Annotated in this window: 26 protein-coding genes; 16 read left to right on the top strand and 10 right to left on the bottom strand. The window is 67.0% G+C overall.

Annotation, left to right across the window (positions count from 1 at the left end; translation table 11 throughout):
* Window positions 1-113 precede the first annotated feature (113 nt).
* The 12 genes from AC1DDA_RS09205 to AC1DDA_RS09150 all read left to right on the top strand — a co-directional run bounded on the left by AC1DDA_RS09205 (window position 114) and on the right by AC1DDA_RS09150 (window position 10,219).
* Entirely contained in the window at window positions 114-1,784 is a 1,671-nt protein-coding gene (locus AC1DDA_RS09205; protein ID WP_476795518.1) for a ribonuclease J, read from the top strand.
* Window positions 1,785-1,820: 36 nt separating this feature from the next.
* On the top strand, window positions 1,821-2,225 hold the full coding sequence (gene mce / locus AC1DDA_RS09200; RefSeq protein ID WP_441512671.1) for a methylmalonyl-CoA epimerase: 405 nt from the start codon (window positions 1,821-1,823) through the stop codon (window positions 2,223-2,225).
* A 5-nt stretch (window positions 2,226-2,230) separates the two neighbouring features.
* Window positions 2,231-2,623: a RidA family protein gene (locus tag AC1DDA_RS09195; RefSeq protein ID WP_476795517.1), complete on the top strand. Its 393-nt coding sequence runs from the start codon at window positions 2,231-2,233 to the stop codon at window positions 2,621-2,623.
* On the top strand, window positions 2,620-2,850 hold the full coding sequence (locus AC1DDA_RS09190; RefSeq protein ID WP_441512669.1) for a DUF1467 family protein: 231 nt from the start codon (window positions 2,620-2,622) through the stop codon (window positions 2,848-2,850). The genes AC1DDA_RS09195 and AC1DDA_RS09190 overlap by 4 nt, the downstream gene beginning before the upstream one ends.
* Before the next feature lie 521 nt (window positions 2,851-3,371).
* Window positions 3,372-3,920, top strand: coding sequence for a peptidylprolyl isomerase (locus tag AC1DDA_RS09185; protein ID WP_441512668.1), 549 nt, complete (start codon window positions 3,372-3,374; stop codon window positions 3,918-3,920).
* A gap of 25 nt (window positions 3,921-3,945) precedes the next feature.
* Window positions 3,946-4,596, top strand: a complete 651-nt coding sequence (locus tag AC1DDA_RS09180; RefSeq protein ID WP_441512667.1) for a hypothetical protein — start codon at window positions 3,946-3,948, stop codon at window positions 4,594-4,596.
* Complete coding sequence (locus AC1DDA_RS09175; protein ID WP_441512666.1) at window positions 4,596-5,066, top strand: peptidylprolyl isomerase; 471 nt, start codon at window positions 4,596-4,598, stop codon at window positions 5,064-5,066. Before AC1DDA_RS09180 ends, AC1DDA_RS09175 begins: the two co-directional genes overlap by 1 nt.
* A 155-nt stretch (window positions 5,067-5,221) precedes the next feature.
* Window positions 5,222-6,313 (top strand): tRNA preQ1(34) S-adenosylmethionine ribosyltransferase-isomerase QueA, encoded by a 1,092-nt coding sequence (gene queA / locus AC1DDA_RS09170; RefSeq protein WP_476795516.1) that lies wholly within the window; start codon window positions 5,222-5,224, stop codon window positions 6,311-6,313.
* Between the two features lie 254 nt (window positions 6,314-6,567).
* Window positions 6,568-7,230 carry a tetratricopeptide repeat protein gene (locus AC1DDA_RS09165; RefSeq protein ID WP_476795515.1) on the top strand — a complete coding sequence of 221 codons (663 nt, stop codon included), beginning with the start codon at window positions 6,568-6,570 and terminating at the stop codon, window positions 7,228-7,230.
* An 82-nt stretch (window positions 7,231-7,312) separates the two neighbouring features.
* Window positions 7,313-8,701, top strand: a complete 1,389-nt coding sequence (gene der, locus AC1DDA_RS09160) for a ribosome biogenesis GTPase Der (RefSeq protein ID WP_476795514.1) — start codon at window positions 7,313-7,315, stop codon at window positions 8,699-8,701.
* Window positions 8,701-9,798 (top strand): NAD(P)/FAD-dependent oxidoreductase, encoded by a 1,098-nt coding sequence (locus AC1DDA_RS09155; protein WP_476795513.1) that lies wholly within the window; start codon window positions 8,701-8,703, stop codon window positions 9,796-9,798. Before der ends, AC1DDA_RS09155 begins: the two co-directional genes overlap by 1 nt.
* Before the next feature lie 16 nt (window positions 9,799-9,814).
* Entirely contained in the window at window positions 9,815-10,219 is a 405-nt protein-coding gene (locus AC1DDA_RS09150) for an NUDIX hydrolase (protein ID WP_476795512.1), read from the top strand.
* A 10-nt stretch (window positions 10,220-10,229) separates the two neighbouring features.
* Here AC1DDA_RS09150 and AC1DDA_RS09145 read toward each other — a convergent pair whose 3' ends face one another.
* The 10 genes from AC1DDA_RS09145 to rpsF form a co-directional block, all read right to left on the bottom strand.
* A complete protein-coding gene (locus AC1DDA_RS09145; protein WP_441512660.1) occupies window positions 10,230-10,970 on the bottom strand; it encodes an SDR family NAD(P)-dependent oxidoreductase in 741 nt (246 codons plus the stop codon).
* A 16-nt stretch (window positions 10,971-10,986) separates the two neighbouring features.
* Complete coding sequence (gene purF / locus AC1DDA_RS09140) at window positions 10,987-12,459, bottom strand: amidophosphoribosyltransferase (RefSeq protein ID WP_441512659.1); 1,473 nt, start codon at window positions 12,457-12,459, stop codon at window positions 10,987-10,989.
* A 39-nt stretch (window positions 12,460-12,498) separates the two neighbouring features.
* On the bottom strand, window positions 12,499-13,116 hold the full coding sequence (locus AC1DDA_RS09135; protein ID WP_476795511.1) for a CvpA family protein: 618 nt from the start codon (window positions 13,114-13,116) through the stop codon (window positions 12,499-12,501).
* 106 nt (window positions 13,117-13,222) lie between these two features.
* Window positions 13,223-14,623, bottom strand: coding sequence for a DNA repair protein RadA (radA, locus tag AC1DDA_RS09130; protein ID WP_476795510.1), 1,401 nt, complete (start codon window positions 14,621-14,623; stop codon window positions 13,223-13,225).
* On the bottom strand, window positions 14,623-15,750 hold the full coding sequence (gene alr / locus AC1DDA_RS09125; RefSeq protein WP_476795509.1) for an alanine racemase: 1,128 nt from the start codon (window positions 15,748-15,750) through the stop codon (window positions 14,623-14,625). The genes radA and alr overlap by 1 nt, the downstream gene beginning before the upstream one ends.
* Window positions 15,750-17,237 carry a replicative DNA helicase gene (locus AC1DDA_RS09120; protein ID WP_441512656.1) on the bottom strand — a complete coding sequence of 496 codons (1,488 nt, stop codon included), beginning with the start codon at window positions 17,235-17,237 and terminating at the stop codon, window positions 15,750-15,752. The genes alr and AC1DDA_RS09120 overlap by 1 nt, the downstream gene beginning before the upstream one ends.
* Window positions 17,238-17,457: 220 nt before the next feature.
* Complete coding sequence (gene rplI, locus AC1DDA_RS09115) at window positions 17,458-18,021, bottom strand: 50S ribosomal protein L9 (protein ID WP_441512655.1); 564 nt, start codon at window positions 18,019-18,021, stop codon at window positions 17,458-17,460.
* Between the two features lie 32 nt (window positions 18,022-18,053).
* Window positions 18,054-19,001, bottom strand: coding sequence for a DUF2232 domain-containing protein (locus AC1DDA_RS09110; RefSeq protein ID WP_441512654.1), 948 nt, complete (start codon window positions 18,999-19,001; stop codon window positions 18,054-18,056).
* A gap of 180 nt (window positions 19,002-19,181) precedes the next feature.
* Window positions 19,182-19,427, bottom strand: a complete 246-nt coding sequence (gene rpsR / locus AC1DDA_RS09105) for a 30S ribosomal protein S18 (protein ID WP_038367644.1) — start codon at window positions 19,425-19,427, stop codon at window positions 19,182-19,184.
* 2 nt (window positions 19,428-19,429) lie between these two features.
* A complete protein-coding gene (gene rpsF, locus AC1DDA_RS09100) occupies window positions 19,430-19,861 on the bottom strand; it encodes a 30S ribosomal protein S6 (protein ID WP_441512653.1) in 432 nt (143 codons plus the stop codon).
* 335 nt (window positions 19,862-20,196) lie between these two features.
* On the opposite strand from rpsF, the gene fabD reads away from it, so the two are divergent.
* The 4 genes from fabD to fabF all read left to right on the top strand — a co-directional run bounded on the left by fabD (window position 20,197) and on the right by fabF (window position 23,755).
* A complete protein-coding gene (gene fabD / locus AC1DDA_RS09095) occupies window positions 20,197-21,141 on the top strand; it encodes an ACP S-malonyltransferase (protein WP_476795508.1) in 945 nt (314 codons plus the stop codon).
* 53 nt (window positions 21,142-21,194) lie between these two features.
* Window positions 21,195-21,932 (top strand): 3-oxoacyl-[acyl-carrier-protein] reductase, encoded by a 738-nt coding sequence (gene fabG / locus AC1DDA_RS09090; protein ID WP_476795507.1) that lies wholly within the window; start codon window positions 21,195-21,197, stop codon window positions 21,930-21,932.
* Window positions 21,933-22,191: 259 nt separating this feature from the next.
* Window positions 22,192-22,428, top strand: coding sequence for an acyl carrier protein (locus AC1DDA_RS09085; protein ID WP_149128804.1), 237 nt, complete (start codon window positions 22,192-22,194; stop codon window positions 22,426-22,428).
* Window positions 22,429-22,483: 55 nt separating this feature from the next.
* Window positions 22,484-23,755 carry a beta-ketoacyl-ACP synthase II gene (gene fabF, locus AC1DDA_RS09080; RefSeq protein ID WP_476795660.1) on the top strand — a complete coding sequence of 424 codons (1,272 nt, stop codon included), beginning with the start codon at window positions 22,484-22,486 and terminating at the stop codon, window positions 23,753-23,755.
* The last annotated feature ends 17 nt before the right edge of the window (window positions 23,756-23,772 follow it).

Here is a 23,772-nt window from a genome sequence, read left to right as displayed (position 1 = left end):
TCTCCGCTTCGCTTCGTCCGGGATGCACCGCGTATCCCGCAAGATCTCCCGGCAAGTCGGCATCGGCGCGCAATGATGCGCTGTTGGCGACTGCCATGCCTTCAGGATTGCCAGTGACCCGCTCCAGCGACCAGCTCGTTTTCGTTCCCCTCGGCGGCCTCGGCGAGATCGGCATGAACGCCGCCCTCTACGGCTTCGGGCCCGAGGGGAGACGCAAATGGATCCTGGTCGATTGCGGCCTGTCCTTCGCCGGCCCGGAAGCGCCGGGCGTCGATATCGTCCTGCCCGATCTGCGCTACATCATCGAGGAGCGGGCGAACCTCCTCGGCATCGTCATCACCCATGCCCATGAGGACCATATCGGCGCGCTCGCCGCGCTCTGGCCTTCGCTGCGGGCGCCGGTCTACTGCACGCGCTTCGCCGCAGGCCTCCTCGCGACGCGCCGGCTCTCCGAGCCCGGCGCGCCCAATGTCGAGATCAACGTCGTGGCGCAGGGCGGGCGCATCACGCTCGGGCCGTTCGACATCGAATATGTGCCGGTTGCGCATTCCATCCCCGAGTCGAATGCGCTCGCCATCCGCACCCCGGCCGGCCTCGTCGTCCACACCGGCGACTGGAAGATCGACCCGACGCCGCGCGTCGGCCTGCCGACCGACGAAAAGCGCCTGCGCGAACTCGGTGAGGAGGGCGTGCTGGCCCTGGTCTGCGATTCGACCAATGTCATGCGCGACGGCATCAGCCCGAGCGAGGCCGACGTCGCCGCCAAGCTGAAGGAGCTGGTGGCCTCCGCGCCGGGTCGTGTCGCCGTCACCACCTTCGCATCCAACGTGGCGCGGCTGCGTGCGGTCGCCGAGGCCGCCATGGCGAATGAGCGCGAGGTGGTGGTGGTCGGCCGCGCGATGGATCGCGTCATCGATGTGGCCCGCGAATGCGGCTATCTCGACGGCATCCCTGCCTTCCGTCCCGTCGATGCCTATGGCTACCTGCCGCGCGACAAGGTGGTGGCGCTGCTGACCGGCAGCCAGGGCGAGCCGCGCGCCGCGCTCTCGCGCATCGCCGCGGATGACCATCCCGAGATCGCGCTTTCCGCCGGAGACCGCGTGATCTTCTCGTCGCGCACCATTCCCGGCAACGAGAAATCGGTCGGCAACATCCTGAATGCGCTGGCCCGCGACAATATCGAGATCATCACGGACCGCACCCATCTCGTGCATGTCTCCGGCCATCCCCGCCGTGAGGAACTGGCGCGGCTCTATGGCTGGCTGAAGCCGCAGATCGCGATCCCCGCTCATGGCGAGGACCTGCATCTCGCCGAGCATGAGAGTTTTGCCCGTAGCCTTGGCGTGAAGCATGTGCTGCGCGCCGGCAATGGCGACGTCGTCGCGATTTCGGGTGAGGGCGCGAGGAAGGTCGATGAGGCCCCGCATGGCCGGCTCTACCAGGACGGCTCCTTGCTGGTGAACGCCCTTGAGAAGACGCTGCAGGAGCGCCGGAGGCTCTCCTTCGCCGGCATCGTCTCGATCGCGGTTGCCGTCGACGAGAAGGGCGGCATCGCGGGCGAGCCGGAAATCGCGGTCCTCGGCCTGCCGCCACGCACCCGCGATGGCACGGATTTCGACGAGTACGTCGCCGATACCGTCAGTGAACTGCTCGACGGCATCCCCAAGGCCCGCCGCCGTGACCCCGAGGCCCTTCGCAACGCGCTGGAGCGCGGCGTGCGCAGCGCTGTCAACGAGGAGTGGGGCAAGAAGCCACTGGTGCATGCGCTGGTGGTCGAGGTGTAGAACAGGCGCAGCGCCGCCGGGCTGGAGAAGACGAAGATGATCGGACGCCTCAACCATGTCGCCATCGCGGTGAAGGATCTCGCGGCCTCGACGGCGCTCTATCGCGACACGCTGGGTGCGCGCGTCTCGCAGCCGCTGCCGCAGCCGGAACATGGCGTCACCGTGGTCTTCGTCGAGCTGCCCAATACCAAGGTGGAACTGCTGGAGCCGCTTGGCGCCGACTCGCCGATCGCGAAGTTCCTCGAGCGCAATGCCGATGGCGGCGTCCATCACATCTGCTACGAGGTCGACGATATCCTCGCCGCTCGCGACCGGCTGAAGGCGCAGGGCGCGCGGGTCCTCGGCTCCGGCGAGCCACGCATCGGCGCCCATGGCAAGCCCGTGCTCTTCCTGCATCCCAAGGATTTCCTCGGCACGCTGGTCGAACTGGAACAGGCCTGACAGTCATGACCGAGATTGCTTTCCTCGGCCAGCCGGAGCCCGGCTCGCCACGCCCCTTCAGCGCGGCGACCGTCGCTGGTGGGATGGTCTTCGTTTCCGGCCAGTCGGCGCCGCACGATCCCGCTCTCGGTATCTTCCGGGGCGACACGGCCGCGGAGCAAGTACGCAATGCCTTGCTTCGCATCGGGGAGATCCTGAAGGAGGCCGGCAGCTCGCTCGATCGCGTCGTGCAGATGACCATGCTGATCACCGATCCCGCCGACTACGCTGCCTGCAACGCGGAGTATGTCAGGCATTTTCCCAACGGCTTGCCGGCGCGCCATACCGCACGCTTCGGCGTGCCGACCGAGGCCCGGGTCGCTTTCGCCTGCATCGCCCTCGCGGGGAGCGGCGCATGAACATCGTTGGCGGGCTCGCGCTCTATTTCGTGATCTGGTGGATCACGCTCTTCGCCGTGCTGCCCTTCGGCATCCGCAGCCAGCACGAGACGGGTGACGTCGTCGAGGGAACCGAGCCGGGTGCGCCGATCCTGCCGGGGCTGCTCAAGAAAGCCGCGATCACCTCGGTCGTCGCCGCGGTGATTTTCGCCGGCGTCTGGTACGTCTGGGTGACCTACGACATCTGAAACGGCGCACTCGCAGGGCTCTGCCGGCAGGATAGGGATCGGAAGGCGCTGCCGTGTCCGGCAGACGCGCGCCATGCTAGGGCAGGACGCTTCCGATCGCTGTGGGATGAGGAAAAGCTTCGGCAGGTAGAGCGGCGGGGCAGCCGGCAAAGAAAAAGGCAAGGCCGATGCCTTGCCTTGGATAGTCTTTTTTTACCGCAGTATCGGCGCGCGTCTGGTTGCGTGCGACTCGGATACTAGGCGGGCGTTTGTCCTCCCGAGACCTGGTCCGCAGCGCCATGGCTAGCAAGGCGCTCCCAGCGGGAGATGACTTAGCTGATTGTGACGGCTCTGTCATCAGTTTAGACAAATGCAGCCTTAAATTTTTGCAAGTTTGATCTCCATTGCACTTGTGCAGTGCAACAATGGTTTTTTCTGCCGGTCCCCTGGCGGCGGCCGTTAGGGCAGGTGCCTTGTTCCGGTCAAAGGATATCGCTACCTACGGCCATCCGCCGGACTTGCCGGTGGCCATGGAGATTTTCATGCTGCGCAGCTCGCTCGCCGCCCTTGCCGTCGTCGCCTCGCTCGGTTTCGCCCAAGCCCAGAGCCCCAAGCCCGATCCCGAGAACACGGTCATTCTCGAGACCAAGGACGGCCCGGTGACGATCCGCCTGCGGCCGGACCTTGCGCCGAAGCATGTCGCCCAGATCAAGGCGCTGGTGAAGCGCGGCTTCTATGACGGCGTCGTGTTCCATCGCGTCATCGACGGCTTCATGGCCCAGACCGGCGACCCGACCGGCACCGGCACCGGCGGCTCGGACCTGCCGAACATTCCCGCCGAGTTCAGCCAGACGCCCTACAAGGTCGGCTCCGTCGGCATGGCGCGCTCCCAGTCGCCGAACTCCGCCAATTCGCAATTCTTCATCTGCTATGAAGGCTGCGGCTCGCTGACCGGCAGCTACACGCTCTTCGGCGAGGTGGTCTCCGGCATGGATGCCGTGCGCAAGATCAAGAAGGGCGCCCAGGGCAGCGGTCAGGTCACCAATCCGGACAAGATCGTTCGCATGCGGATGGCTTCCGACGCCAAGTGAGATGAAGCCGGGGAGGGGCGGGACCATGTTGCGGACGATCCTCACCGGCACTCTCGCGGTGCTTTTGCTCGGCGGCGTGGCGCTCGCGCAGGATACACGCGATCTCGGCCTGCCGCCTGCCTCCGGCTCGCAGAACCCTGTTCTGCCTCCGCCATCCGGCTCGCAGAACCCGATCCTGCCGCCGCAGAGCGGCCAGCGCTACAACCCCGGTATCGGCGGCCCCTTCGGCGGCGACAACGATATTCCTGGCATGCAGCAGCGCCGCATCGGCTCGCAGAGCCTGCTGCGCCGCAATGGCGAGATCGGCCTGATCGGTTCGGTTTCGCCGGAGACGCGGCCGGAGGAAGGGGAGACCGTCGCCACTCTGGCCGATATTGCGCCGGCGCTGCGGCGTTGCTGGACGCCTCCGCCGCTGCCGGGCGACCTGACCGGCGCGATGGTCTCGCTTCGCTTCAGCCTGCGCCGCGACGGCAGCCTCTTCGGGCAGCCGCGCGTGACCTGGGAGACGCGACGCGGCGATCCCGCGTTTCAGCGGCGCTTCAGCGATTCCGCTGTTGCCGCCATCCATTCCTGCACGCCGATGAGGTTGTCGAAGGGCCTCGGAGCGAGTATCGCGGGGCGACCCTTCATCATCCGTTTCCACGGCCGTGTGCCGCCTAACGAAAGGCAGAGCTAATGTCGCTCGATCCCGAAAACACCATCGTGATGGAAACCACCAAGGGCCGCGTGGTCATCAAGCTGCGCCCCGACCTCGCTCCCGGCCATGTCGAACGCATCAAGCTGCTCGCCCGCGAGGGCTTTTATGATGGCATCGTCTTCCATCGCGTCATCGACGGCTTCATGGCGCAGGTCGGCTGCCCGCACGGCACCGGCACCGGCGGCTCGAGCTACCCCGACCTGAAGCAGGAGTTCAATGCCGAGCCGCATGTGCGCGGCGTCTGCTCGATGGCCCGTGCCCAGAACCCGAACTCGGCCAACAGCCAGTTCTTCATCGTGTTCGACGACGCGCGCTTCCTCGACAAGCAGTACACCGTCTGGGGCGAGGTCGTGGAAGGCATGGACAATGTCGACAAGATCAAGCGCGGTGAGCCGGTACGCGATCCCGACTCGATTGTCTCGCTGAAGGTGATGGCCGACGCGGCCTGAGGTTTTGAAGAAGGGCGAGCCCTCGTCCTGAGGAGCCGCGCCTGCGCGGCGTCTCGAAGGGCGGTTCCAGCGGGCGCTGGAACATCCTTCGAGACACGAGCTTCGCTCGTTGCTCAGGATGAGGGCTCGCTGTTTTTGGACGAGACTCGCTCGCCATGGATGTCGGCCTCTTCGATTTCGAGCTGCCGGAAGACCGGATCGCACTCAGGCCCGTCAGTCCGCGCGACGCCGCGCGGCTGCTCGTGGTGCGCCCTGACGCGCCCGAACCGCTGGAGGATCGCGGCATCCGCGATCTCGTCTCGCTGCTCCGGCCGGGCGACACGCTCGTCCTCAACGACACGCGCGTCATTCCCTCCCGCCTGCGCGGACGGCGCTATCGCGGCGCGGATTCAGCCCGCATCGAGATCATGCTGCACAAGCGCGAGAGCGACGATCGCTGGCTCGCCTTCGCCCGGCCGGCCAAGAAGCTGGCGCTGGGCGAGACCGTGGTCTTCGATTCCGAGGGGGCCAGCAATGCCTGCGAGCTCGGCCGCCTGCAGGCCGAGGTTGTTGGCAAAAGCGAGGGCGGCGAGGTCGAGCTGCGGTTCAGCCTGACCAGCGCCTATCTCGACGAGGCGATCGCGCGGCTCGGAGAATTGCCGCTGCCGCCCTACATCGCCGGCAAGCGCCCGACCGACAGCGCCGACACCACCGACTACCAGACCAATTTCGCCCGCAACGACGGCGCCGTGGCGGCGCCGACCGCGGGCCTGCATTTCACGCCGGAGCTCCTGGCCGAGCTGGAGGCACTCGGCGTCTCCCGCCATTTCGTGACGCTGCATGTCGGCGCCGGGACCTTCCTGCCGGTGAAGGCGGAGGATACCGACGAGCATCGCATGCATGCCGAATGGGGCACGGTCTCGGCTGAGACTGCGGCTGCCCTCAACGCCGTCAAGGCGAAGGGCGGGCGGATCGTCTGCGTCGGCACCACCTCGCTGCGCCTGATCGAGAGCGCGGCTGATGAGGACGGCACCATCCGCCCCTTCTCGGGCGACACCGCGATCTTCATCGCGCCGGGCTATCGCTTCCGGGCGGTTGACCTGCTGATGACGAATTTCCACCTGCCGCGCTCGACGCTGTTCATGCTCGTCTCCGCCTTCTGCGGGCTCGACATGATGAAACGCGCCTATGCCCATGCGATCGCGGCGAATTATCGCTTCTATTCCTACGGCGACGGCAGCCTGCTCTTCCGGGCGGGTCGATCGTAGAGCGAAGCACGCTGTCATTTCGGGGCGTGCCATAGGCGCGAACCCGGAACCCCAACCGGGCGAGCCCTGGCCCGATCGGATTGCCTAAACGTCGCGCCCGATCGTGGTTTCCGGATTCTTCGCTTCGCGAAGCCCCGGAATGACAAGTTGGCCAACGCGCCTTTGTCATGGGCATGACGATCCATTCGCTGAACCGGCTCGCCTTCCCGGTCTGAAAATGCTACCGGGCTCCCAACAGGGATTTTGACAGTCAAATGGCCGATATTTTTCGCGAGATCGATGAGGAAGTCCGGCGCGACAAGGCGGCGGAGCTTTGGAAGAAATATGGCTGGCTCGTCACCGGCCTCGCGGTGCTGGCCGTCGTTGCGGTAGCGGGCTGGCAATTCTGGCAGCATCGCGAGATCCAAGCCTCGCAGGCCGTGGGCGCGCGCCTCGAAGCGGCCCTGAAATCCTCCCGCGACGGTGACAGCACGCAGGCCGAGGCAATCCTGAAGGAGCTCGCCAGCAGTGCGCCTGCAGGCTATCGCCTCATCGCCCGTTTCCGCCTCGCCGCCGAAACCGCCAAGGGCGATGCTGCTGCCGGTATCGCCGCCTTCGATGCGCTCGCCAACGACGCTACGCTGGACGCGATCTATCGCGACCTCGCCAAGCTGCGTGCCGGCATCCTGCGCGTCGATCTCTCGCCCTATGCGGAGGTCAAGACGGCACTGGAGCCGCTGGCGAGCCCGCAGGGTGTCTGGCGTCATTCTGCCCGCGAATTCCTTGGCATCTCCGCGCTGAAGGCCAATCAGTTCGACGAGGCCGGCCGCTGGTTCGATGCCGCGATCACCGATCCGCAGGCGCCGCAGGCCCTGCGCCAGCGCGTGGAACTGTATCTCGCCCTTGTCCGCGGCGGGCCCGTCACGGTGAAGAACTGAACCGGAGCCTGGCTCCCAACGCTTCCGTCACCCCGTTCCGGCCTTGCGGCCGGGCCGGAGTGACGATGGAATGTAAAGTCTGATGACAGCCATCGTCGCCCTCATCGGCCGGCCCAATGTCGGCAAGTCGACGCTGTTCAACCGGCTCGTCGGCAAGAAGCTCGCGCTGGTCGATGACCGGCCGGGCGTCACGCGCGATCGCCGCGAGGGCGACGCCACGCTTGGCCATCTGCGCTTCAAGGTGATCGACACCGCCGGTCTGGAAGAAGCGGACAAGGAATCGCTCGCCGGCCGCATGCGCGCCCAGACCGAGACGGCGATCGCTCAGGCGGATGTCGTGGTGTTCATGATCGATGCGCGCCTCGGCCTGACGCCGATGGACCAGCCCTTCGCCGATCTGGTGCGCCGCTCCGGTAAGCCCGTCATCCTGCTCGCCAACAAGGCGGAGGGAAAGAAGGGCACGGAGGGCATCATCGATTCCTATTCGCTCGGCCTTGGCGACCCCGTGCCGTTCTCGGCCGAGCATGGCGAGGGCACAGCCGATCTGCTTGAAGCGCTGGTGCCCTTCATCCCGGACGAGCCCGAGGAAGAAGAGGACGACGCTTGGGAGGATGTCCCGGCGGCTGAGGCGGACGAGGACGACAATCCCGACCGGCCGCTGCGTGTCACCATCATCGGCCGTCCGAACGCCGGCAAGTCGACGCTGGTCAACCGCATCATCGGCGAGGAGCGTCTGCTGACCGGCCCCGAGGCCGGCATTACCCGCGACACCATCTCGGTCGATTGGGAATGGCGCGGCCGTAAGGTCAAGCTCTTCGACACGGCCGGCATGCGCAAGCGTGCCCGCATCGAGGAGAAGCTGGAGAAGCTCTCCGTCGCGGATTCGCTGCGTGCCATCCGCTTCGCCGAGGTCGTGGTCGTGCTGCTCGACGCCACCATCCCCTTCGAGAAGCAGGACCTGACGCTGGTCGACCTGACCGAGCGCGAGGGACGGGCCGTGGTGATCGGCCTCAACAAATGGGACCTCGTCGCCGACAAGCAGGGCCTGCTTGCGGAGCTCAAGGAGAAAGCCAACCATCTGCTGGCGCAGGTGCGCGGCGTGCCGATCGTGCCGCTGTCCGGTCTGGCCGGTGAGGGGATCGACCGGCTGATGCAGGCGGTGTTCTCGGCCTATGAGGTCTGGAATCGCCGCGTCTCGACCGCGCGCATCAACCGCTGGCTGGAAGGCGTGCTCTCGGCTCATCCGCCGCCGGCCGTGGCTGGGCGGCGCATCAAGATTCGCTACATGACGCAGGCCAAGGCGCGCCCGCCGACCTTCGCGCTGTTCGGCAACCAGCTCGAGCATCTGCCGATCTCCTATGTCCGCTATCTCGTGAACAACCTGCGGGAAGGCTTCGATCTGCCGGGCACGCCGATCCGGCTGCACCGCCGCGGTGGCCAGAACCCCTACGACAAGGAGCGCAAGGGCTGATGCGGATCGCGGTCGTCGGCGCCGGAATCGCCGGGCTTTCCACCGCCTGGTCGCTGAACAAGCGCGGGCATGACGTCACGCTCTTCGAGCAGGCGCCGCAGATCCCCAACCCCTACGCTGCCTCCGGCGATCAGCATCGCATCATCCGCCGTGCCTACGCCGGCGCAGACGGCTATGCCCGCACCATCAGCGAGGCGTTCGAGGCCTGGGAGGAGCTCTGGGCCGATCTGGGCACGAGCCATTACGCACCCTGCGGCACGCTTGGCGTCTCGCAGACGCCGGATGACGAAGGCGACGCCTATCTGCAGGGGTTCGACCGAGTCGGCTCACCCTACGAGCTCTATGAGCCGGCTGAAGCATCCCGGCGCTACCCCTTCCTCGACGCCGCTGCGATCCGCTACGCCTACATCAACCGGGAGGGCGGCGCGCTGTTTCCGGCCCGCATCGCGGCCGGGCTGGTGCGCCTGCTGCGCGAGCGCGGAGTTGCGATTCGTGAGGGCGTGGAGGTTGCCGCCATCGACCCGGAGGCCGGCAGGCTCACCCTGGCCGATGGCGAGCAGGCGAGCTTCGACCGCGTCGTGGTGTCGGCGGGGGCCTGGGTACTGAAACTGCTGCCCGATCTCGCCGAGAACCTGACCACCTATCGCACCGCAGTGGTCTATCTCGATCCGCCGGAGGATCTCAAGGCAGCCTGGCAGGCGGCGCCGGTCATCGTCGATGTCGGCGGCGCGATCGACGGCTACGTCCTGCCGCCGGTCGATGGCACCGGTCTCAAGTTCGGCGCCGGCATCCACAAGCGCCCGCGCCAGCCGGCCGAGGAGCGCGAGCCGCGCCTGGGCGAGGGCGAGATGCTGCGCGACTATTTCTCTCCCCCCTTCGCGCGCATCGCCGAGTACCGGGTCGATCGCGTCGTGACCTGCGCCTACACCTTCACCGCGGACCGCAAATTCCTCTCACGGCAGATCGGCCGGGTGACGGCCGTCTCGGCCTGCTCCGGCCATGGCTATAAGTTCGGAGCCTCGGTCGGCCGGCGCGTCGCGGCGGCGGTCGAGAGCGGCGATCAGGCCGGGCTGCTGCGCTGGCTCAGGGCCGAGTGAGTACGGCGGGGCGCGCATGCTCGAAACCGTGAGCGCGCTCTTCGTCGACCCGGACCGGAAGGTGCTGCTCGGACTGCGCGCCGTCTGGAAGCAGGCCTGGCCCGGCCATTGGGATGCGATCGGCGGGCGCGTGGAGCCCGGAGAGGCGCTGGAGCGCGCTTTGATCCGCGAGTGTCGCGAGGAGGTCGGGCTGACGCCCACCCGCTATGAACTCGTGCTGTGGGAAGCGGAGCGCTTTCCCGCGCGCAACGGCGCGGCGCTGCACCACATCTATGTCGTCAGCGCCTGGGAGGGCGGCGAGGCTGCCAATCTCGTCGACGAGCATGACGAGATCCGCTGGTTCAGCCTGGAGGAAATGGCGGCTCTCCCGAACCTGACCATTCCCGACCTGATCACGCTCGCGCGGGCCTCGCAGGGCTGACGCAGCCGGCTCAGGCCGGCAGTTGCGGGCTCAGCACCTTGCCCTGCGGGAAGTCGAAGATCTTGCCGCTCTCGGTCCAGTCCGGCGAAGCGAGCCGGACCAGATGCGGCGCCAGATCCTCCGGCGTCCTCAGCGTCATCGGGTCCTCGCCCGGCATCGCCTCGGCGCGCATGCGGGTGCGCAGCGGCCCCGGATTGACCAGCATGACCTTGACCGGCGTCGTGGCGGTTTCGGCTGCGTAGGTGCGCCCCAGCGCCTCCACGGCGGCCTTGGAGATCGAGTAGGGTCCCCAATAGGCGGTGCATTTATGGGCGGCGCCGGAGGACATCAGCAGGGCGCGGCCCGCATCCGAAGCGCGGAGCGCGGGATCGAGCGATTTGATCAGCCGCCAATTGGCGGTGACGTTGATGTCCAGCACCTTCGCCCACTCCTTCTCGGTCTCATGGCTGAGCGGCGTGAGGGAGCCGAGGATGCCGGCATTTGCAAGCAGGATGTCGAGCTTGCCCCAGCGCTCCAGTACGGCCGGGCCGAGCTTTTCGATGCCGCCGGCATCGCTGAGGTCGAGCGGCACCAGTGTCGCATTGCCGCCGATCGCGCGGATCTCGTCGTCGAGTTCCTCCAGCGCGCCGGCCGTGCGGGCAAGCGCCACCACATGGGCGCCGGCGCGGGCGAAGGCGAGCGCGGCGGCGCGGCCAATGCCGCGCGAGGCGCCGGTGACGAGGGCAAGGCGCCCCTCGAGAGGCTTGGTCATTGTCGCTTCCGGTTGCTCAGCCGGCTTCGGCCAGCAGGGAGATCCGCTGTTTGGCGCTCTCGCCGATCACGTCGGTCAGCGAGGTCGGGTAGTCGCCGGTGAAGCAGTGGTCGGTGAATTGCGGCCGGGCGGGATCGCGCCCTTCATGGCCCATGGCCCGGTAGAGCCCGTCCACCGATATGAACGCCAGCGAATCCGCGCCGACGAACTGCCGCATCTCCTCCAGCGAATGCGTGGCGGCGAGCAGCTTCTCGCGATCCGGCGTGTCGATGCCGTAATAGTCGGGATGGGTGATCGGCGGCGAGGAGATGCGGAAATGCACCTCGCGGGCGCCGGCCTCGCGCATCATCTTCACGATCTTGAAGGAGGTGGTGCCGCGCACGATCGAATCGTCGACCAGCACGACGCGCTTGCCCTCGACCACCGAGCGGTTGGCCGAATGCTTCAGCTTGACGCCGAGCTCGCGCACCTTCTGCGTCGGCTCGATGAAGGTGCGGCCGACATAATGGTTGCGGATGATGCCGAGCTCGAAGGGGATGCCGCTTGCCTGCGCGTAGCCGAGCGCGGCCGGCACGCCGGAATCCGGCACGGGCACAACGACGTCGGCATCGGCCGGCGATTCCTGCGCCAGAACCGCGCCCATGGCCTTGCGGCGCTCATAGATGCTGCGGCCCTTCACGATGGAATCGGGGCGGGCGAAGTAGATGTACTCGAAGATGCAGGGCCGCTCGGGAACCGGCGGGAAGGGCTTGTGGCTCTCGATGCCGCTCTCGGAGACGATCACGACCTCACCGTTCTCGACCTCGCGGATGAACTTGGCGCCGATGATGTCGAGCGCGCAGGTCTCCGAGGTCAGGATCGGGCAGCCGTCGAGCTCGCCCAGCACGAGCGGGCGGATGCCGAGTGGATCGCGCGCGCCGATCAGCTTCTTGTTGGTGATGCCGACGAAGGCATAGGCACCCTCGATCTGGCGGATTGCCTCGATGAAGCGGTCGACGAATTGCTGCTTGCGACTGCGGGCGACGAGATGGAGCAGGACCTCGGTGTCGGAGGTCGACTGATAGATCGCGCCGTCGCGGACGAGATTGCGCCGCAGCGTCAGGCCGTTGGTGAGGTTGCCGTTATGCGCCACCGCGAAACCGCCGCCATGCAGCTCGGAGAAGAGCGGCTGCACGTTGCGCAGGATGGTCTCGCCCGTCGTCGAGTAGCGGACGTGGCCGATGGCCTGCTTGCCCTTCAGCTTGTCGATGACACTCGCTTCCGAGAAGGCGTCGCCGACGAGGCCGAGGCGCCGCTCCGAATGGAAGCGGTTGCCGTCGAAGGAGACGATGCCCGCCGCCTCCTGGCCGCGATGCTGGAGCGCGTGCAGGCCGAGCGCCGTCAGCGCCGCCGCGTCCGCGTGGCCGTAAATGCCGAAGACACCGCATTCCTCCCGCAGCCGGTCGGCATTGGGGTCGAAGGCGGTCTCAGTCTCGGTCTGCGAGATCATGGCGAGCTCCACGCGTGGGGAGGTGACTCTACGCGTCAATTAGGGACGGGTTGGGGCGGGCGCAACCGGTGCCGGCGTCGCCGGGCTACGCGGTTCCTCCGCCGGGGCCTCGGTGGTTTCCTCCGGCTTCTGCTTTTTCAGCAGATTCTTGATGAAATCGGCATTCACATCCTGCGGCAGCATCGCGAGCAGCGAGCGCCCGGTCTCCTCCAGCACAGGCTTGGCCTTGGCGTCCTTGGCCCAGGTCGGCATCTTCTCGTTGCCGACCAGACCGGTGAAGAACAGGTAGCCGATCACCGCCAGCAGCAGGCCGCGCGCGGCGCCGAAGACGAAACCGAGCGTGCGGTCGAGCGCACCGATGCGCGAGTCGAGCACGAAGTCGGAAATCTTGGCCGTCACGATCGAGACCACGATCAGTGTGGCGAGAAACAGCGCGGCGATCGAGGCGACGAGGGCGATCGTGTCCTGCGCTGAGCTTGCCGGGATGTATTGCTTGACGAAGGGCAGGAGCTGCGGGTGGAACACCCAGGCGACCGCGGCGGCGGCGACCCAGGAGGCGATCGCAAGCACCTCGCGCGTAAAGCCGCGGACGGCAGCGAGCAAAGCCGAGATCAGAACCACGCCGATGACGACGAGATCGAGAATGGTTACAGGCATGGGAGGGCCGCTTTGCTGTGGTCTGGTGCCGGCCGGCCGCAAATAGGGTGACCGTTTCGGCTTTGCTATACGCGTTCCCGCCGTCTGCGTCACCCTTCCGGGGAAGTCATTTCACATCTCTGCGAGGCGCGCGCGCGGCAATATCGGCAACGAGTTCCGTGACATGGCCGAAACGGCGCAGATTGAGTCCGCCGCCATCGCCGTGATCCGCGCCGCCGGCAGGCATCAGCGCGGCCTCGAAACCGAGCTTGGCGGCCTCCCGCAGGCGGGCCGGCGTCACCGAAACCGGCCGAATCGCGCCTGAGAGCGCGATTTCGCCGAAGTACACTCCGTGCGGCGGCAAGGTCGCGCCGCTGAGCGAGGACACCAGCGCGGCCGCGACCGCGACATCGGCCGCCGGCTCGTTGACGCGCAGGCCGCCAGCGACGTTGAGATAGACGTCGTGCTGCCCGAGCCGCAGGCCGCCATGCGTTTCGAGCACGGCGAGCACCATGGCAAGACGGCTGTTCTCCCAGCCGACCACGGCGCGGCGCGGCGTGCCGAGCGCCGTCGGCGCGACCAGCGCCTGGATCTCGACCAGGACCGGCCGCGTGCCTTCGATGCCAGCGAAGACCGCTGCGCCCGGCGCCGGCTGGTCACGCCCCGCGAGGAAGAGTGCGGAGGGATTGGTGACCTCCGACAGCCCCTTGCCGGTCATCTCGAAGACGCCGATCTCGTCTGTAGCGCCGAAGCGGTTCTTCTGGCCGCGCAGGATGCGGAAGGCATGGGCCCCTTCGCCCTCGAAGGAGAGCACCGCATCGACCATGTGCTCGACCACGCGCGGGCCGGCGATCTGGCCGTCCTTGGTGACGTGGCCGACGAGGATCAGGCAGACGCCGCTGGTCTTGGCATAGCGGATCAGCGCCTGCGCCGAGCCGCGCACCTGCGTCACCGTGCCGGGCGCGCTCTCGACCTCGCCCGACCACATGGTCTGGATCGAGTCGATGACGACGAGGGCAGGGCGCTCGCCCTGGCCGAGCGTCGCGATGATGTCCTCGACATTGGTCTCGGCCGCAAGATCGACCGGCGCCTCCGCCAGCCCCATGCGCTCGGCGCGCAGCCGAACTTGCCCGGTCGATTCCTCGCCCGAGACATAGACGACGCGCCGGCCGGAATTGGCGAGCGCGGCGCAGGCCTGCATCAGCAGCGTCGACTTGCCGATGCCGGGGTCGCCGCCGATCAGCAGCACCGAACCCGGCACGAAGCCGCCGCCGGTGACCCGGTCGAGCTCGCCAATGCCGGAGATGATGCGCGGGGCATCCTGCGTCTCGCCCTTCAGCGTTTCCAGCGCGAAGACGCGGCCGCGCGCCCGCCCGTTCGAGGACGGCCTGCCGCCGCCCGGGACGGGTGCAACCTGCGCGTCCTCGACCAGCGAGGACCATGTCCCGCAGGCGTCGCACTTGCCCTGCCAGCGGTGATAGACCGCGCCGCAGGCCTGGCAGCGATAGGTTGGGGCCCGCTTTGCCATCAGCCGCCGATATAGCGGCGCTCGTAGCGCCGTCCGAGGCTGGTCAGGATCTCGTAGCCGATCGTCTTGGCGCCGGCGCCGACCGCTTCGAGGTCGAGCCGATCGCCGATTAGCGTCACGCTTGCCCCGCGCTGGGCGGCGTCTGCCGGAGCATCGGTCACGTCGATGATGATCAGGTCCATCGAGACGGTGCCGACGAAGGGGCAGAGGACGCCGTCCAGCAGGGCCGAGCCGCCGGTCGTTGCATCGGTCCAGCTGCCGTTGCGCGGATAGCCATCGGCATAGCCCAGGTTGATCGTCGCGAGCTTGCGCTTGCCCTTGGCGGTCCAGCGGCCGTTATAGCCGACCTGAGTGCCGCCCTCGACGTCACGGACCTGGATGATCCGCGCTTCCAGCCCGATGACGGGCTGCATCGGATTCGGCCTGCCAGGCGTCGGGTTGCCGCCATAGAGCGCATAGCCCGGCCGGGTGAGCTGGTAGGACGGGCAATCCTCAAGAAAATGGCCCGAAGAGTTCTTAAGCGACGCCGGAAGACCGGGGAGAGCCGCCGCGATCTCACCGAAGGCCGCGATCTGGCGGGCATTGGCCGGATCGGTCTTGTCCTCCGACGACGCGAAATGGCTCATCACCAGGCCGATATCGGCCGCTGCGATCACGCCGGATTTCTCGCGGGCGAGATTGAGCCCTTCGCCGGGCCAGAGCCCGAGCCGGTTCATCGCGGTGTCGACATGCAATGCGGCAGGGCGCGTCCTGGCGCCGCTCTGCCGGAACGAGGCCCATTCCAGCAATTCCTCATGCGAGCCGAGGACGGGCGAGAGCGCATGCTCGGCATAGGCGCCGCAGGTGCCGGGCAAGAGCCCGTTCAGCACATAGATCGCCGCTCCGGGCGCGGCCTTGCGAGCGCGAATGCCCTCCGAGACATGCGCGACGAACAAGCTCTTGCAGCCGGCCTTCGCCAGCGCCGTCACGACCGGCTCGATGCCCAGCCCATAGGCATCGGCCTTGACGACGGCGCCTGCCTCGGCACCGGCCCGCTTGCCGAGAAGGCGCCAGTTCGCCACCAGCGCGTCGAGGTCGATCGTCAGCGTCGCGCCAAAGGCGCCGGTATCAGGTTGTCCTGCAGACATCATTCACGGTCCGGGAGGCGGAGGTCGTCGGCGCGGTCGGAGAAGCGCGTCACATCGGCGTCGAACTGCAAGGCCACGGCCCCGGTCGGGCCATGGCGCTGCTTGCCGATGATCAGCTCGGCGACGCCGTGCATGGCCTCCATCTCGATTTGCCACTTGTTGTGTTCTTCGGTGCCGGGGCGCGGCTCCTTGCCCTTGAGGTAATATTCCTCGCGGTAGACGAACATCACAACGTCGGCGTCCTGCTCGATCGAGCCGGATTCGCGCAGGTCCGAGAGCTGCGGGCGCTTGTCGTCGCGGCTTTCGACCTGACGCGAGAGCTGGGAAAGGGCGATGATCGGGACGTTCAGTTCCTTTGCCAGCGCCTTCAGGCTCGTCGTGATCTCGGTCAGCTCCTGCACGCGGTTCTGTCCCGCCTTGGACGAACCGGAGAGAAGCTGGAGATAGTCGATGAACAGGACGTCGAGCCCCTTCTGGCGCTTGAGGCGGCGGGCTCGCGCCATCAACTGCGCGATCGAAATGCCGCCGGTCTGGTCGATATAGAGCGGCAGTTTCTCGATTTGCGCGGCGACGTCGGTCAGCCGGGCGAAATCGCCCTCGGTGATGCGGCCCTGCCTGATCTTGTAGGACGAGATGCTGGATTGTTCGGCGACGATACGGGTCGCGAGCTGATCCGCCGACATTTCGAGCGAGAAGAAGCCGACGATGCCACCGTCGACGCTCTTGATCGTGCCGTCTTCCTGCCGCTCGCCGCGCCACGCCTTGGCGATGTTGAAGGCGATGTTGGTGGCAAGCGAGGTCTTGCCCATGGCGGGCCGGCCGGCGAGCACGAGCAGGTCGGAGCGCTGCAGGCCGCCCATGCGCTGGTCGACGTCGCGCAGGCCGGTGGAGATGCCGGAGAGGCCGCCGGCGCGCTGATAGGCGCTCGCCGCCATATCGATGGCGAGGCGAAGCGCCCCGTCGAACTTCTGGAAGCCGCCTTCGTAGCGGCCCTTTTCCGCCAATTCGTAGAGCTTGCGCTCGGCTTCCTCGATCTGCTCGCGCGGGGGCATCTCGACGGGCGCGTCATAGGCGACGTTGACGAGATCCTCGCCGACGCCGATGAGCTGCCGGCGCACCGCCAGGTCATAGATCGTGCGGCCGTAGTCGCCGGCATTGATGACGGTCGTCGCCTCGGCGGCGAGGCGGGCGAGATACTGGCTCGGCGTGATCTCGCCGAGATCGAGGTCGTTGACGAAGGTCTTGAGCGTGATCGGCGTCGCGATCTTGCCGGCCCGGATCAGGCTCGCCACCAGCTCGAAGACGCGCTGGTGGATCGGCTCGAAGAAGTGGTCCGGCAGCAGGAAGTCGGAGACGCGATAGAAGGCGTCGTTGTTGACCAGGATCGCGCCCAGCAGCGCCTGCTCGGCCTCGATGTTGTGAGGCTGGACGCGATAGTCCGGCTCACGGTTTTCGAGGCGGGTGACGAGGGCTGTCGCGGAGGCCATGGCTGCCTTGATAGGTAGGGGCGGGCTTACGTTTCAAGCCGACATTCGGCCGCGGTACACGGAACGCAAGGCGGCTGCTGAGTCGGAAGACATCTAGCTTAGCATCCCGACAACACCTGCCAGTAGGACGCTGCGCGATCCACGCCTTTGCACAGGCGACAGAACGAAAAAGGCGCCGTGTTGCCACGGCGCCCTTGACTCGTTTGGGGAGCTGTAAGGCTCAGCGATCGTCGTCGCCGGCCTCGGCCAGCGCCGCGCCGACCTCGAGGCCGAGATCGTCGAGATCGAACTTCTCCTGGGCCGTGACGTTCTCGCCGGCAGCCTGGCGGTCGGCTTCCTGGGCCGAGCGGGCGATGTTGACGGTGATCGTGACCGAGACTTCCGGATGCAGCACGACCGGCACGGTGTGCAGGCCGAGGGTCTTGATCGGGGTGTTCAGCGTCACCTGGCCGCGCGAGACGTGGAAGCCGTCCTTGGTCAGCGCCTCGGCGATGTCACGGGTCGAGACCGAACCGTAGAGCACGCCGGACTCGCCGGACTGGCGCAGGATGGTGACGCTCTGGCCGTTCAGGCGCTCGGCGACCGAATCGGCCTCCGACTTAAGCTCGAGGTTGCGGGTCTCGAGCTCGAGCTTCTGGCTCTCGAAGCGCTTCTTGTTGTCCTCGGTGGCGCGCAGCGCCTTGCCGCGGGCGAGCAGGTAGTTGCGGCCGAAGCCGTCGCGGACGCGGACGATGTCGCCCATCTGGCCAAGCTTGGCGACGCGCTCGAGCAGGATCACTTCCATGGGTCTTCTCCTTGATGTCTTAGGTCTGGGTTTCAGGAATGGGTAGGCGGAGGCGGCAGCGCGACCCGCTTGCGCAGGCCGAAGAGCGTATCGGCGAGGCCGGCGAGCGCCAGCAGCGGCGTCAGCACGGCCTGCATCACGATGAGCGCGACATAGACCGAGACCAGCATCGGCAGCCGCCAGGAGCGGCCGCGCGAGATGTCGTGCAACAGGCAGAGCCCGCTGAACATGAAGGCGGCGAACAGCGCGCCGACCATGGCGGTCGCGGCGACGCCGATGAAGCCGCCCATCGCCGCGACCACGGCAGCGGCGGCCAGGAGCAGCAGCGCCTGGCGCGGCAGGGAGGCCGACGGAATGAAGGGCCAGGGCCGCGGCAGGCGGTCGGACATCTTCACGGTCCGCGCCGCGAGCCAGAGATTGGCGGTGATGGTGGTGACGAAGGAGGCGCCAATGCCGAGCGGCACGGCCGGCGCGAGGCTCTGCGCGAGCTCCTTCACCTGGACGTCGGCAGGCAGTGCGACCAGCTTGCCGCGCACCATCTCGTTCAGCAGGTTCTCGATCATGCGCGCAATCACCGAGCGATAGGTCTCGTAGTCGGTGGTCATCACCAGCGCGCTGCCGACGGTGGCGATCGCGGCAGTAGCGGCGATCCAGAGCAGCAGATTGCCGAGCGGATACCACTCGATTCCGCCCTGGGCGTTGCCGCGGGCGAGCAAGGCGAGATAGGCGATCCACCAGGCCGGCAGGCCGATGATCAGGGCGAAGGCGATGCCGCCCGTCGGGGCCAGCGCCACCGCAACGGCGAGCGCGCCGGCAGCCGTGGCGAACAGCCCGGAACGGTGGTTCCAGCCGAGCGAGGCAATGAAGATCGGGAGGGGGGCGGCGGAATACAGCAAAGCTGCCAGCGGCGATCCGGTGATCACCACTGAGAAGAGCAGGGCCGAAACGAGGCCCGCGCCGATGCCGACTATCGGAATCATACGTCCGTCCTGCTGTCCCGCTGCTCGCAAGCCTTCCGGCTCGGCAGGGTGAGAGGCGCTTGGGCCTCAACGAACCCGGTGGAGTTTCACCGCCAGGCGACTGGTTGATCTTGAAAGCGAGAACCGGAGGCGCGGGAGGCGCCTCCGGGCATTATCGATATCCGGAACCGATCGAACGGATCAGCGGATGACGTAGGGCAGCAGGCCGAGGAAGCGGGCGCGCTTGATCGCCTGGGCGAGCTCGCGCTGCTTCTTGGCGGAGACCGCCGTGATGCGGGACGGAACGATCTTGCCGCGCTCGGAGATGTAGCGCGAGAGCAGACGCACGTCCTTGTAGTCGATCTTCGGGGCGCCCTCGCCCGAGAAGGGGCAGGACTTGCGGCGGCGGAAGAAGGGGCGGCGAGCGCCAGCGGATGCAGTCGACATTCTCAGGCCTCCGCTTCGGCGGTTTCGGTCGCTTCGTCTTCACGACGCGGACGATCACGGCGCGGGCCGCGCTCGAAACGGTCGCCGCCGCGCTCCGGACGGTCGTCGCGGTCACGCTTCTGGAGCATGGCCGACGGAGCTTCCTCCAGTTCCTCGACGCGGACGGTCAGGAAGCGCAGGATGTCTTCGTTGATGCGCATCTGGCGCTCCATCTCCAGCACGGCGGCGGAGGGAGCCTCGATGTTCAGCAGCGTGTAGTGCGCCTTGCGGTTCTTCTTGATGCGGTAGCCGAGGGACTTGACGCCCCAATACTCGACCTTGCGGATGGCGCCGCCATTCGCTTCGATCACGCCCTTGAACTGCTCGACAAGAGCTTCAACCTGCTGCGCGCTGACATCCTGCCGCGCGAGCAGCACATGCTCGTACAATGCCATATGTGGCCTTCCTTGTTTCACCCTGCTTCGCCCGGCGCGGAGCCCTCCGAGCCCTGGATAAGGCCCGACAGGATTTCTTCGAAGGCGGAGACACGGGATGACGACTCCATCGGAGCCTGCGCTGAACCCTTGCGGGCGTGCGCCATCCGTTCAGCCTCCGGCCGAACAAACAGGAGGCGGTCGTTACAGCGTTCGCGGCATCATGGCAATCGGAATCTCGCCCAAACGGCCTGGCGTATGCGGAAAACTTGGCCTCCGCGCTTGACTTGGCGGCAGAACCGATGTGACAGCCGCGTCATATAAGACGAATGGTGAAGATCGGGGCGTTTCATAGCATGACGACAGCGTTCATCTTTCCGGGCCAGGGCTCGCAGGCGGTCGGTATGGGCAAGAGCCTGGCCGAGAACTTTCCCGTCGCGAAGTCGGTCTTCGACGAGGTCGATGCGGCGCTGTCGCAGAAGCTCTCTGCGGTGATGTGGGAAGGCCCCTCGGAGGAGTTGACCCTTACCGCCAACGCCCAGCCGGCGCTGATGGCGGTCAGCCTCGCGGTGGTGCGCGTGCTCGAGGCCGAAGCCGGACTCGATCTGAAGCGCGACGCCGCCTTCGTCGCCGGCCATTCGCTCGGTGAGTATTCGGCGCTTGCCGCTGCCGGCACCTTCTCCATCGCGGACGCCGCCCGGCTGCTGCGCATCCGCGGCGACGCCATGCAGAAGGCGGTTCCGGCCGGGCAGGGCGCGATGGCGGCCCTTCTCGGGGCCGAGCTGGACCAGGCCCGTGCGATCGCCGCCGATGCGGCGCAGGGCGAGGTCTGCGAGGCTGCGAACGACAATGGCGGCGGCCAGGTGGTCCTGTCCGGTGCGAGGGCGGCGGTCGAGCGGGCGATCGCGCTCGCGGGCGAGCGCGGCGTCAAGCGCGCCATGCTGCTGCCGGTCTCCGCTCCGTTCCATTGCGCCCTGATGCAGCCGGCCGCCGATGCGATGCGCGAGGCGCTGGCGAAGGTTACGATGCAGGCCCCGGTCGTGCCGGTGATGGCCAATGTCGGCGCCGCGCCCCTCAGCGCTCCGGAGGCGATTCGGGATTCGCTCGTGGCACAGGTCACCGGTACCGTGCGCTGGCGCGAATGCGTCCAGGCGATGGCAGCCGCCGGCGTCACCGATTTCGTCGAACTCGGCAGCGGCAAGGTGCTCGCCGGCCTGGTGAAGCGTATCGTCGCCGGTTCGTCGCCGGTGTCGATCGGCACGGCAGAGGATATCGCCGCCTACAAGGCCCGCGGCGCCTGACGGCGCGGGCCCGGAGCGGGCAAGAACGGCAGAACGCCAAAAAGGGAGCGAACATGTTTGATCTGACCGGCCGCAAGGCCCTGGTCACCGGCGCGACCGGCGGCCTTGGCGGAGCCATCGCACGGACCCTGCATGCGCAGGGTGCGAGTGTCGCGATCTCCGGCACGCGGGCCGAGGCGCTGGAGGCGCTCGCGGCCGAACTCGGCGAGCGCGTCGTCGTTGCGCCCTGCAACCTGTCGGACAAGGAATCGGTCGAGGCGCTGGTGCCGGCGGCCGAGGACAAGCTCGGCGGACTCGACATCCTCGTGAACAATGCCGGCATCACCCGCGACAACCTGTTCATGCGCCTGAAGGACGAGGACTGGGACAGCGTTCTCGCCGTCAACCTGACGGCCGCCTTCCGCCTCTCGCGCGCGGCCGTGAAGTCGATGATGCGTAAGCGTTACGGCCGAATCGTCTCGATCGGCTCCGTCGTCGGCACGATGGGCAATCCGGGGCAGGGCAACTACGCCGCCGCCAAGGCCGGCCTGATCGGCATGTCGAAGGCGCTCGCCGCCGAGGTCGCCAGCCGGAATATCACGGTCAATGTGGTCGCTCCCGGATTCATCGAGTCGCCGATGACGCAAGCCCTGAACGAGAAGCAGCGCGAGAGCATTCTCTCCGATGTGCCGATGGGCCGGCTAGGTGCGGGCGCCGACATTGCCGCCGCCGTCGCCTTTCTCGCTAGCGCCGAGGCGGGTTATGTCACCGGCCAGACGCTGCACGTGAACGGCGGAATGGCAATGATCTAAGGGCGTTAGCGCCATTTCCAGTTTAGTTTTGATAACGTCGCGGCGCTCTCGCCAGCCTTGAAAGGTTATGTTAACTAGCGCCGTCGCGCTGCTGGCGAGCGAGCCGAGGGGACTTGACGAAACCTCGGTTGTTGCGTTTTTGCAGGCTTCGAGCTTTCCGGATCGCGGACATCGTCACGATGGCGCGGCGGCTCGGAATGAAAGTCCATAACGCGCGTCGCGCTCTGCGATGCGTTTTCAGTTTCTAAGGAAGAGACTCATGAGCGATGTCGCCGAGCGCGTGAAGAAGATCGTGGTCGAGCACCTCGGCGTCGAGCCCGAGAAGGTTGTCGATGGCGCCAACTTCATCGAAGACCTGGGTGCGGACAGCCTCGACACCGTCGAGCTCGTGATGGCCTTCGAGGAAGAGTTCGGCGTCGAGATCCCGGACGATGCGGCCGAGACGATCGTGACGGTCGGCGACGCTGTGAAGTTCCTCTCGGCGAAGAGCGCGTGATCGGCCTTTCAGGCTGATCGACACAGAAAACATCATGGCTTCTCGCAGTTTTCCGATGCGGCGCGTCGTCGTGACCGGGCTCGGCATGGTGACGCCGCTCGCTTGCGGCGTCGAGCCGACCTGGGCGCGTCTTCTGGCCGGAGCCAGCGGCGCCGGCCCCATCACCAGCTTCGATGCCAGCGACCTGCCGGCGCAGATCGCCTGCAACATCCCGCGGGGTGACGGCAGCGACGGGACATATAATCCCGATGACTGGATGGAGCCGAAGGAACAGCGCAAGGTCGACGAATTCATCGTCTTTGCGATGGCCGCGGCCACCCAGGCGCTGAAGGACGCCGGCTGGAAGCCGGAAAACTATGAGGACCAGATCCGGACCGGTGTCGCCATCGGGTCCGGCATCGGCGGGCTGGGAGGCATCTATGAAGCCTCCCTGCTGCTCAAGGAGCGGGGGCCGCGCCGGCTCTCGCCCTTCTTCATTCCCGGGCGCCTCATCAATCTGGCTTCCGGCTATGTCTCGATCGAGCATGGGCTTAAGGGCCCGAACCACGCGGCTGTGACGGCCTGCTCGACCGGTGCGCATGCCATCGGCGACGCCTCGCGCATGATCGCGCTGGGCGATGCGGACGTCATGGTTGCGGGCGGCGCCGAATCTGCCGTCAACCGCATCGGTATTGCCGGCTTCTGCGCCTGCCGGGCGCTGTCTACCGGTTTCAACGATACGCCGGAGAAAGCGTCGCGTCCTTACGACAAGGACCGTGACGGCTTCGTCATGGGCGAGGGCGCCGGGGTCGTCGTGCTCGAGGAACTCGAACACGCGCTGGCCCGTGGCGCGCACATCTATGCCGAGATCCTCGGCTACGGCATGTCCGGCGACGCCTATCACATCACCTCGCCGGCCGAGGATGGCGATGGCGCCTATCGCTGCATGCAGGCCGCGCTCGGACGGGCCGGTATCGCGGCGGCGGATCTCGACTACATCAATGCGCACGGCACCTCGACGCCTCTCGGCGACGAGATCGAACTGCGCGCCGTCGAGCGCCTGCTCGCCAACGCTCCGAAGCGACCGTCGATGTCCTCGACCAAATCGGCGACCGGCCATCTGCTGGGCGCAGCCGGAGCGATCGAGGCGATCTTCACGGTGCTGGCGATCCGCGATCAGATCGCTCCGCCGACCATCAATCTCGACAACCCCTCCGTCGAGACGGATATCGATCTCGTCCCGCATGTCGCGCGCAAGCGCGAGATCGACTACGCCCTGTCCAACTCCTTCGGCTTCGGCGGCACCAACGCTTCGCTGGTCCTGCGGCGCTACCGCCCCGGCAATTGATCCAAAAGGGTCAGCGC

The organism is Allobosea sp. 10N428 (assembly GCF_056394545.1).
The sequence above is the reverse complement of the archived record's forward strand: the minus strand, read 5'-3'. Positions and strand labels throughout refer to the sequence as shown.

What these genes read in the sequence shown, in the direction of transcription:
- mce (WP_441512671.1), top strand. Translation starts at nt 1,821, where the DNA reads ATGATCGGACGCCTCAACCATGTCGCCATCGCGGTGAAGGATCTCGCG.
- AC1DDA_RS09195 (WP_476795517.1), top strand. Translation starts at nt 2,231, where the DNA reads ATGACCGAGATTGCTTTCCTCGGCCAGCCGGAGCCCGGCTCGCCACGC.
- AC1DDA_RS09190 (WP_441512669.1), top strand. Translation starts at nt 2,620, where the DNA reads ATGAACATCGTTGGCGGGCTCGCGCTCTATTTCGTGATCTGGTGGATC.
- AC1DDA_RS09185 (WP_441512668.1), top strand. Translation starts at nt 3,372, where the DNA reads ATGCTGCGCAGCTCGCTCGCCGCCCTTGCCGTCGTCGCCTCGCTCGGT.
- AC1DDA_RS09180 (WP_441512667.1), top strand. Translation starts at nt 3,946, where the DNA reads ATGTTGCGGACGATCCTCACCGGCACTCTCGCGGTGCTTTTGCTCGGC.
- AC1DDA_RS09175 (WP_441512666.1), top strand. Translation starts at nt 4,596, where the DNA reads ATGTCGCTCGATCCCGAAAACACCATCGTGATGGAAACCACCAAGGGC.
- queA (WP_476795516.1), top strand. Translation starts at nt 5,222, where the DNA reads ATGGATGTCGGCCTCTTCGATTTCGAGCTGCCGGAAGACCGGATCGCA.
- AC1DDA_RS09165 (WP_476795515.1), top strand. Translation starts at nt 6,568, where the DNA reads ATGGCCGATATTTTTCGCGAGATCGATGAGGAAGTCCGGCGCGACAAG.
- der (WP_476795514.1), top strand. Translation starts at nt 7,313, where the DNA reads ATGACAGCCATCGTCGCCCTCATCGGCCGGCCCAATGTCGGCAAGTCG.
- AC1DDA_RS09155 (WP_476795513.1), top strand. Translation starts at nt 8,701, where the DNA reads ATGCGGATCGCGGTCGTCGGCGCCGGAATCGCCGGGCTTTCCACCGCC.
- AC1DDA_RS09150 (WP_476795512.1), top strand. Translation starts at nt 9,815, where the DNA reads ATGCTCGAAACCGTGAGCGCGCTCTTCGTCGACCCGGACCGGAAGGTG.
- AC1DDA_RS09145 (WP_441512660.1), bottom strand. Translation starts at nt 10,970, where the DNA reads ATGACCAAGCCTCTCGAGGGGCGCCTTGCCCTCGTCACCGGCGCCTCG.
- purF (WP_441512659.1), bottom strand. Translation starts at nt 12,459, where the DNA reads ATGATCTCGCAGACCGAGACTGAGACCGCCTTCGACCCCAATGCCGAC.
- AC1DDA_RS09135 (WP_476795511.1), bottom strand. Translation starts at nt 13,116, where the DNA reads ATGCCTGTAACCATTCTCGATCTCGTCGTCATCGGCGTGGTTCTGATC.
- radA (WP_476795510.1), bottom strand. Translation starts at nt 14,623, where the DNA reads ATGGCAAAGCGGGCCCCAACCTATCGCTGCCAGGCCTGCGGCGCGGTC.
- alr (WP_476795509.1), bottom strand. Translation starts at nt 15,750, where the DNA reads ATGTCTGCAGGACAACCTGATACCGGCGCCTTTGGCGCGACGCTGACG.
- AC1DDA_RS09120 (WP_441512656.1), bottom strand. Translation starts at nt 17,237, where the DNA reads ATGGCCTCCGCGACAGCCCTCGTCACCCGCCTCGAAAACCGTGAGCCG.
- rplI (WP_441512655.1), bottom strand. Translation starts at nt 18,021, where the DNA reads ATGGAAGTGATCCTGCTCGAGCGCGTCGCCAAGCTTGGCCAGATGGGC.
- AC1DDA_RS09110 (WP_441512654.1), bottom strand. Translation starts at nt 19,001, where the DNA reads ATGATTCCGATAGTCGGCATCGGCGCGGGCCTCGTTTCGGCCCTGCTC.
- rpsR (WP_038367644.1), bottom strand. Translation starts at nt 19,427, where the DNA reads ATGTCGACTGCATCCGCTGGCGCTCGCCGCCCCTTCTTCCGCCGCCGC.
- rpsF (WP_441512653.1), bottom strand. Translation starts at nt 19,861, where the DNA reads ATGGCATTGTACGAGCATGTGCTGCTCGCGCGGCAGGATGTCAGCGCG.
- fabD (WP_476795508.1), top strand. Translation starts at nt 20,197, where the DNA reads ATGACGACAGCGTTCATCTTTCCGGGCCAGGGCTCGCAGGCGGTCGGT.
- fabG (WP_476795507.1), top strand. Translation starts at nt 21,195, where the DNA reads ATGTTTGATCTGACCGGCCGCAAGGCCCTGGTCACCGGCGCGACCGGC.
- AC1DDA_RS09085 (WP_149128804.1), top strand. Translation starts at nt 22,192, where the DNA reads ATGAGCGATGTCGCCGAGCGCGTGAAGAAGATCGTGGTCGAGCACCTC.
- fabF (WP_476795660.1), top strand. Translation starts at nt 22,484, where the DNA reads ATGCGGCGCGTCGTCGTGACCGGGCTCGGCATGGTGACGCCGCTCGCT.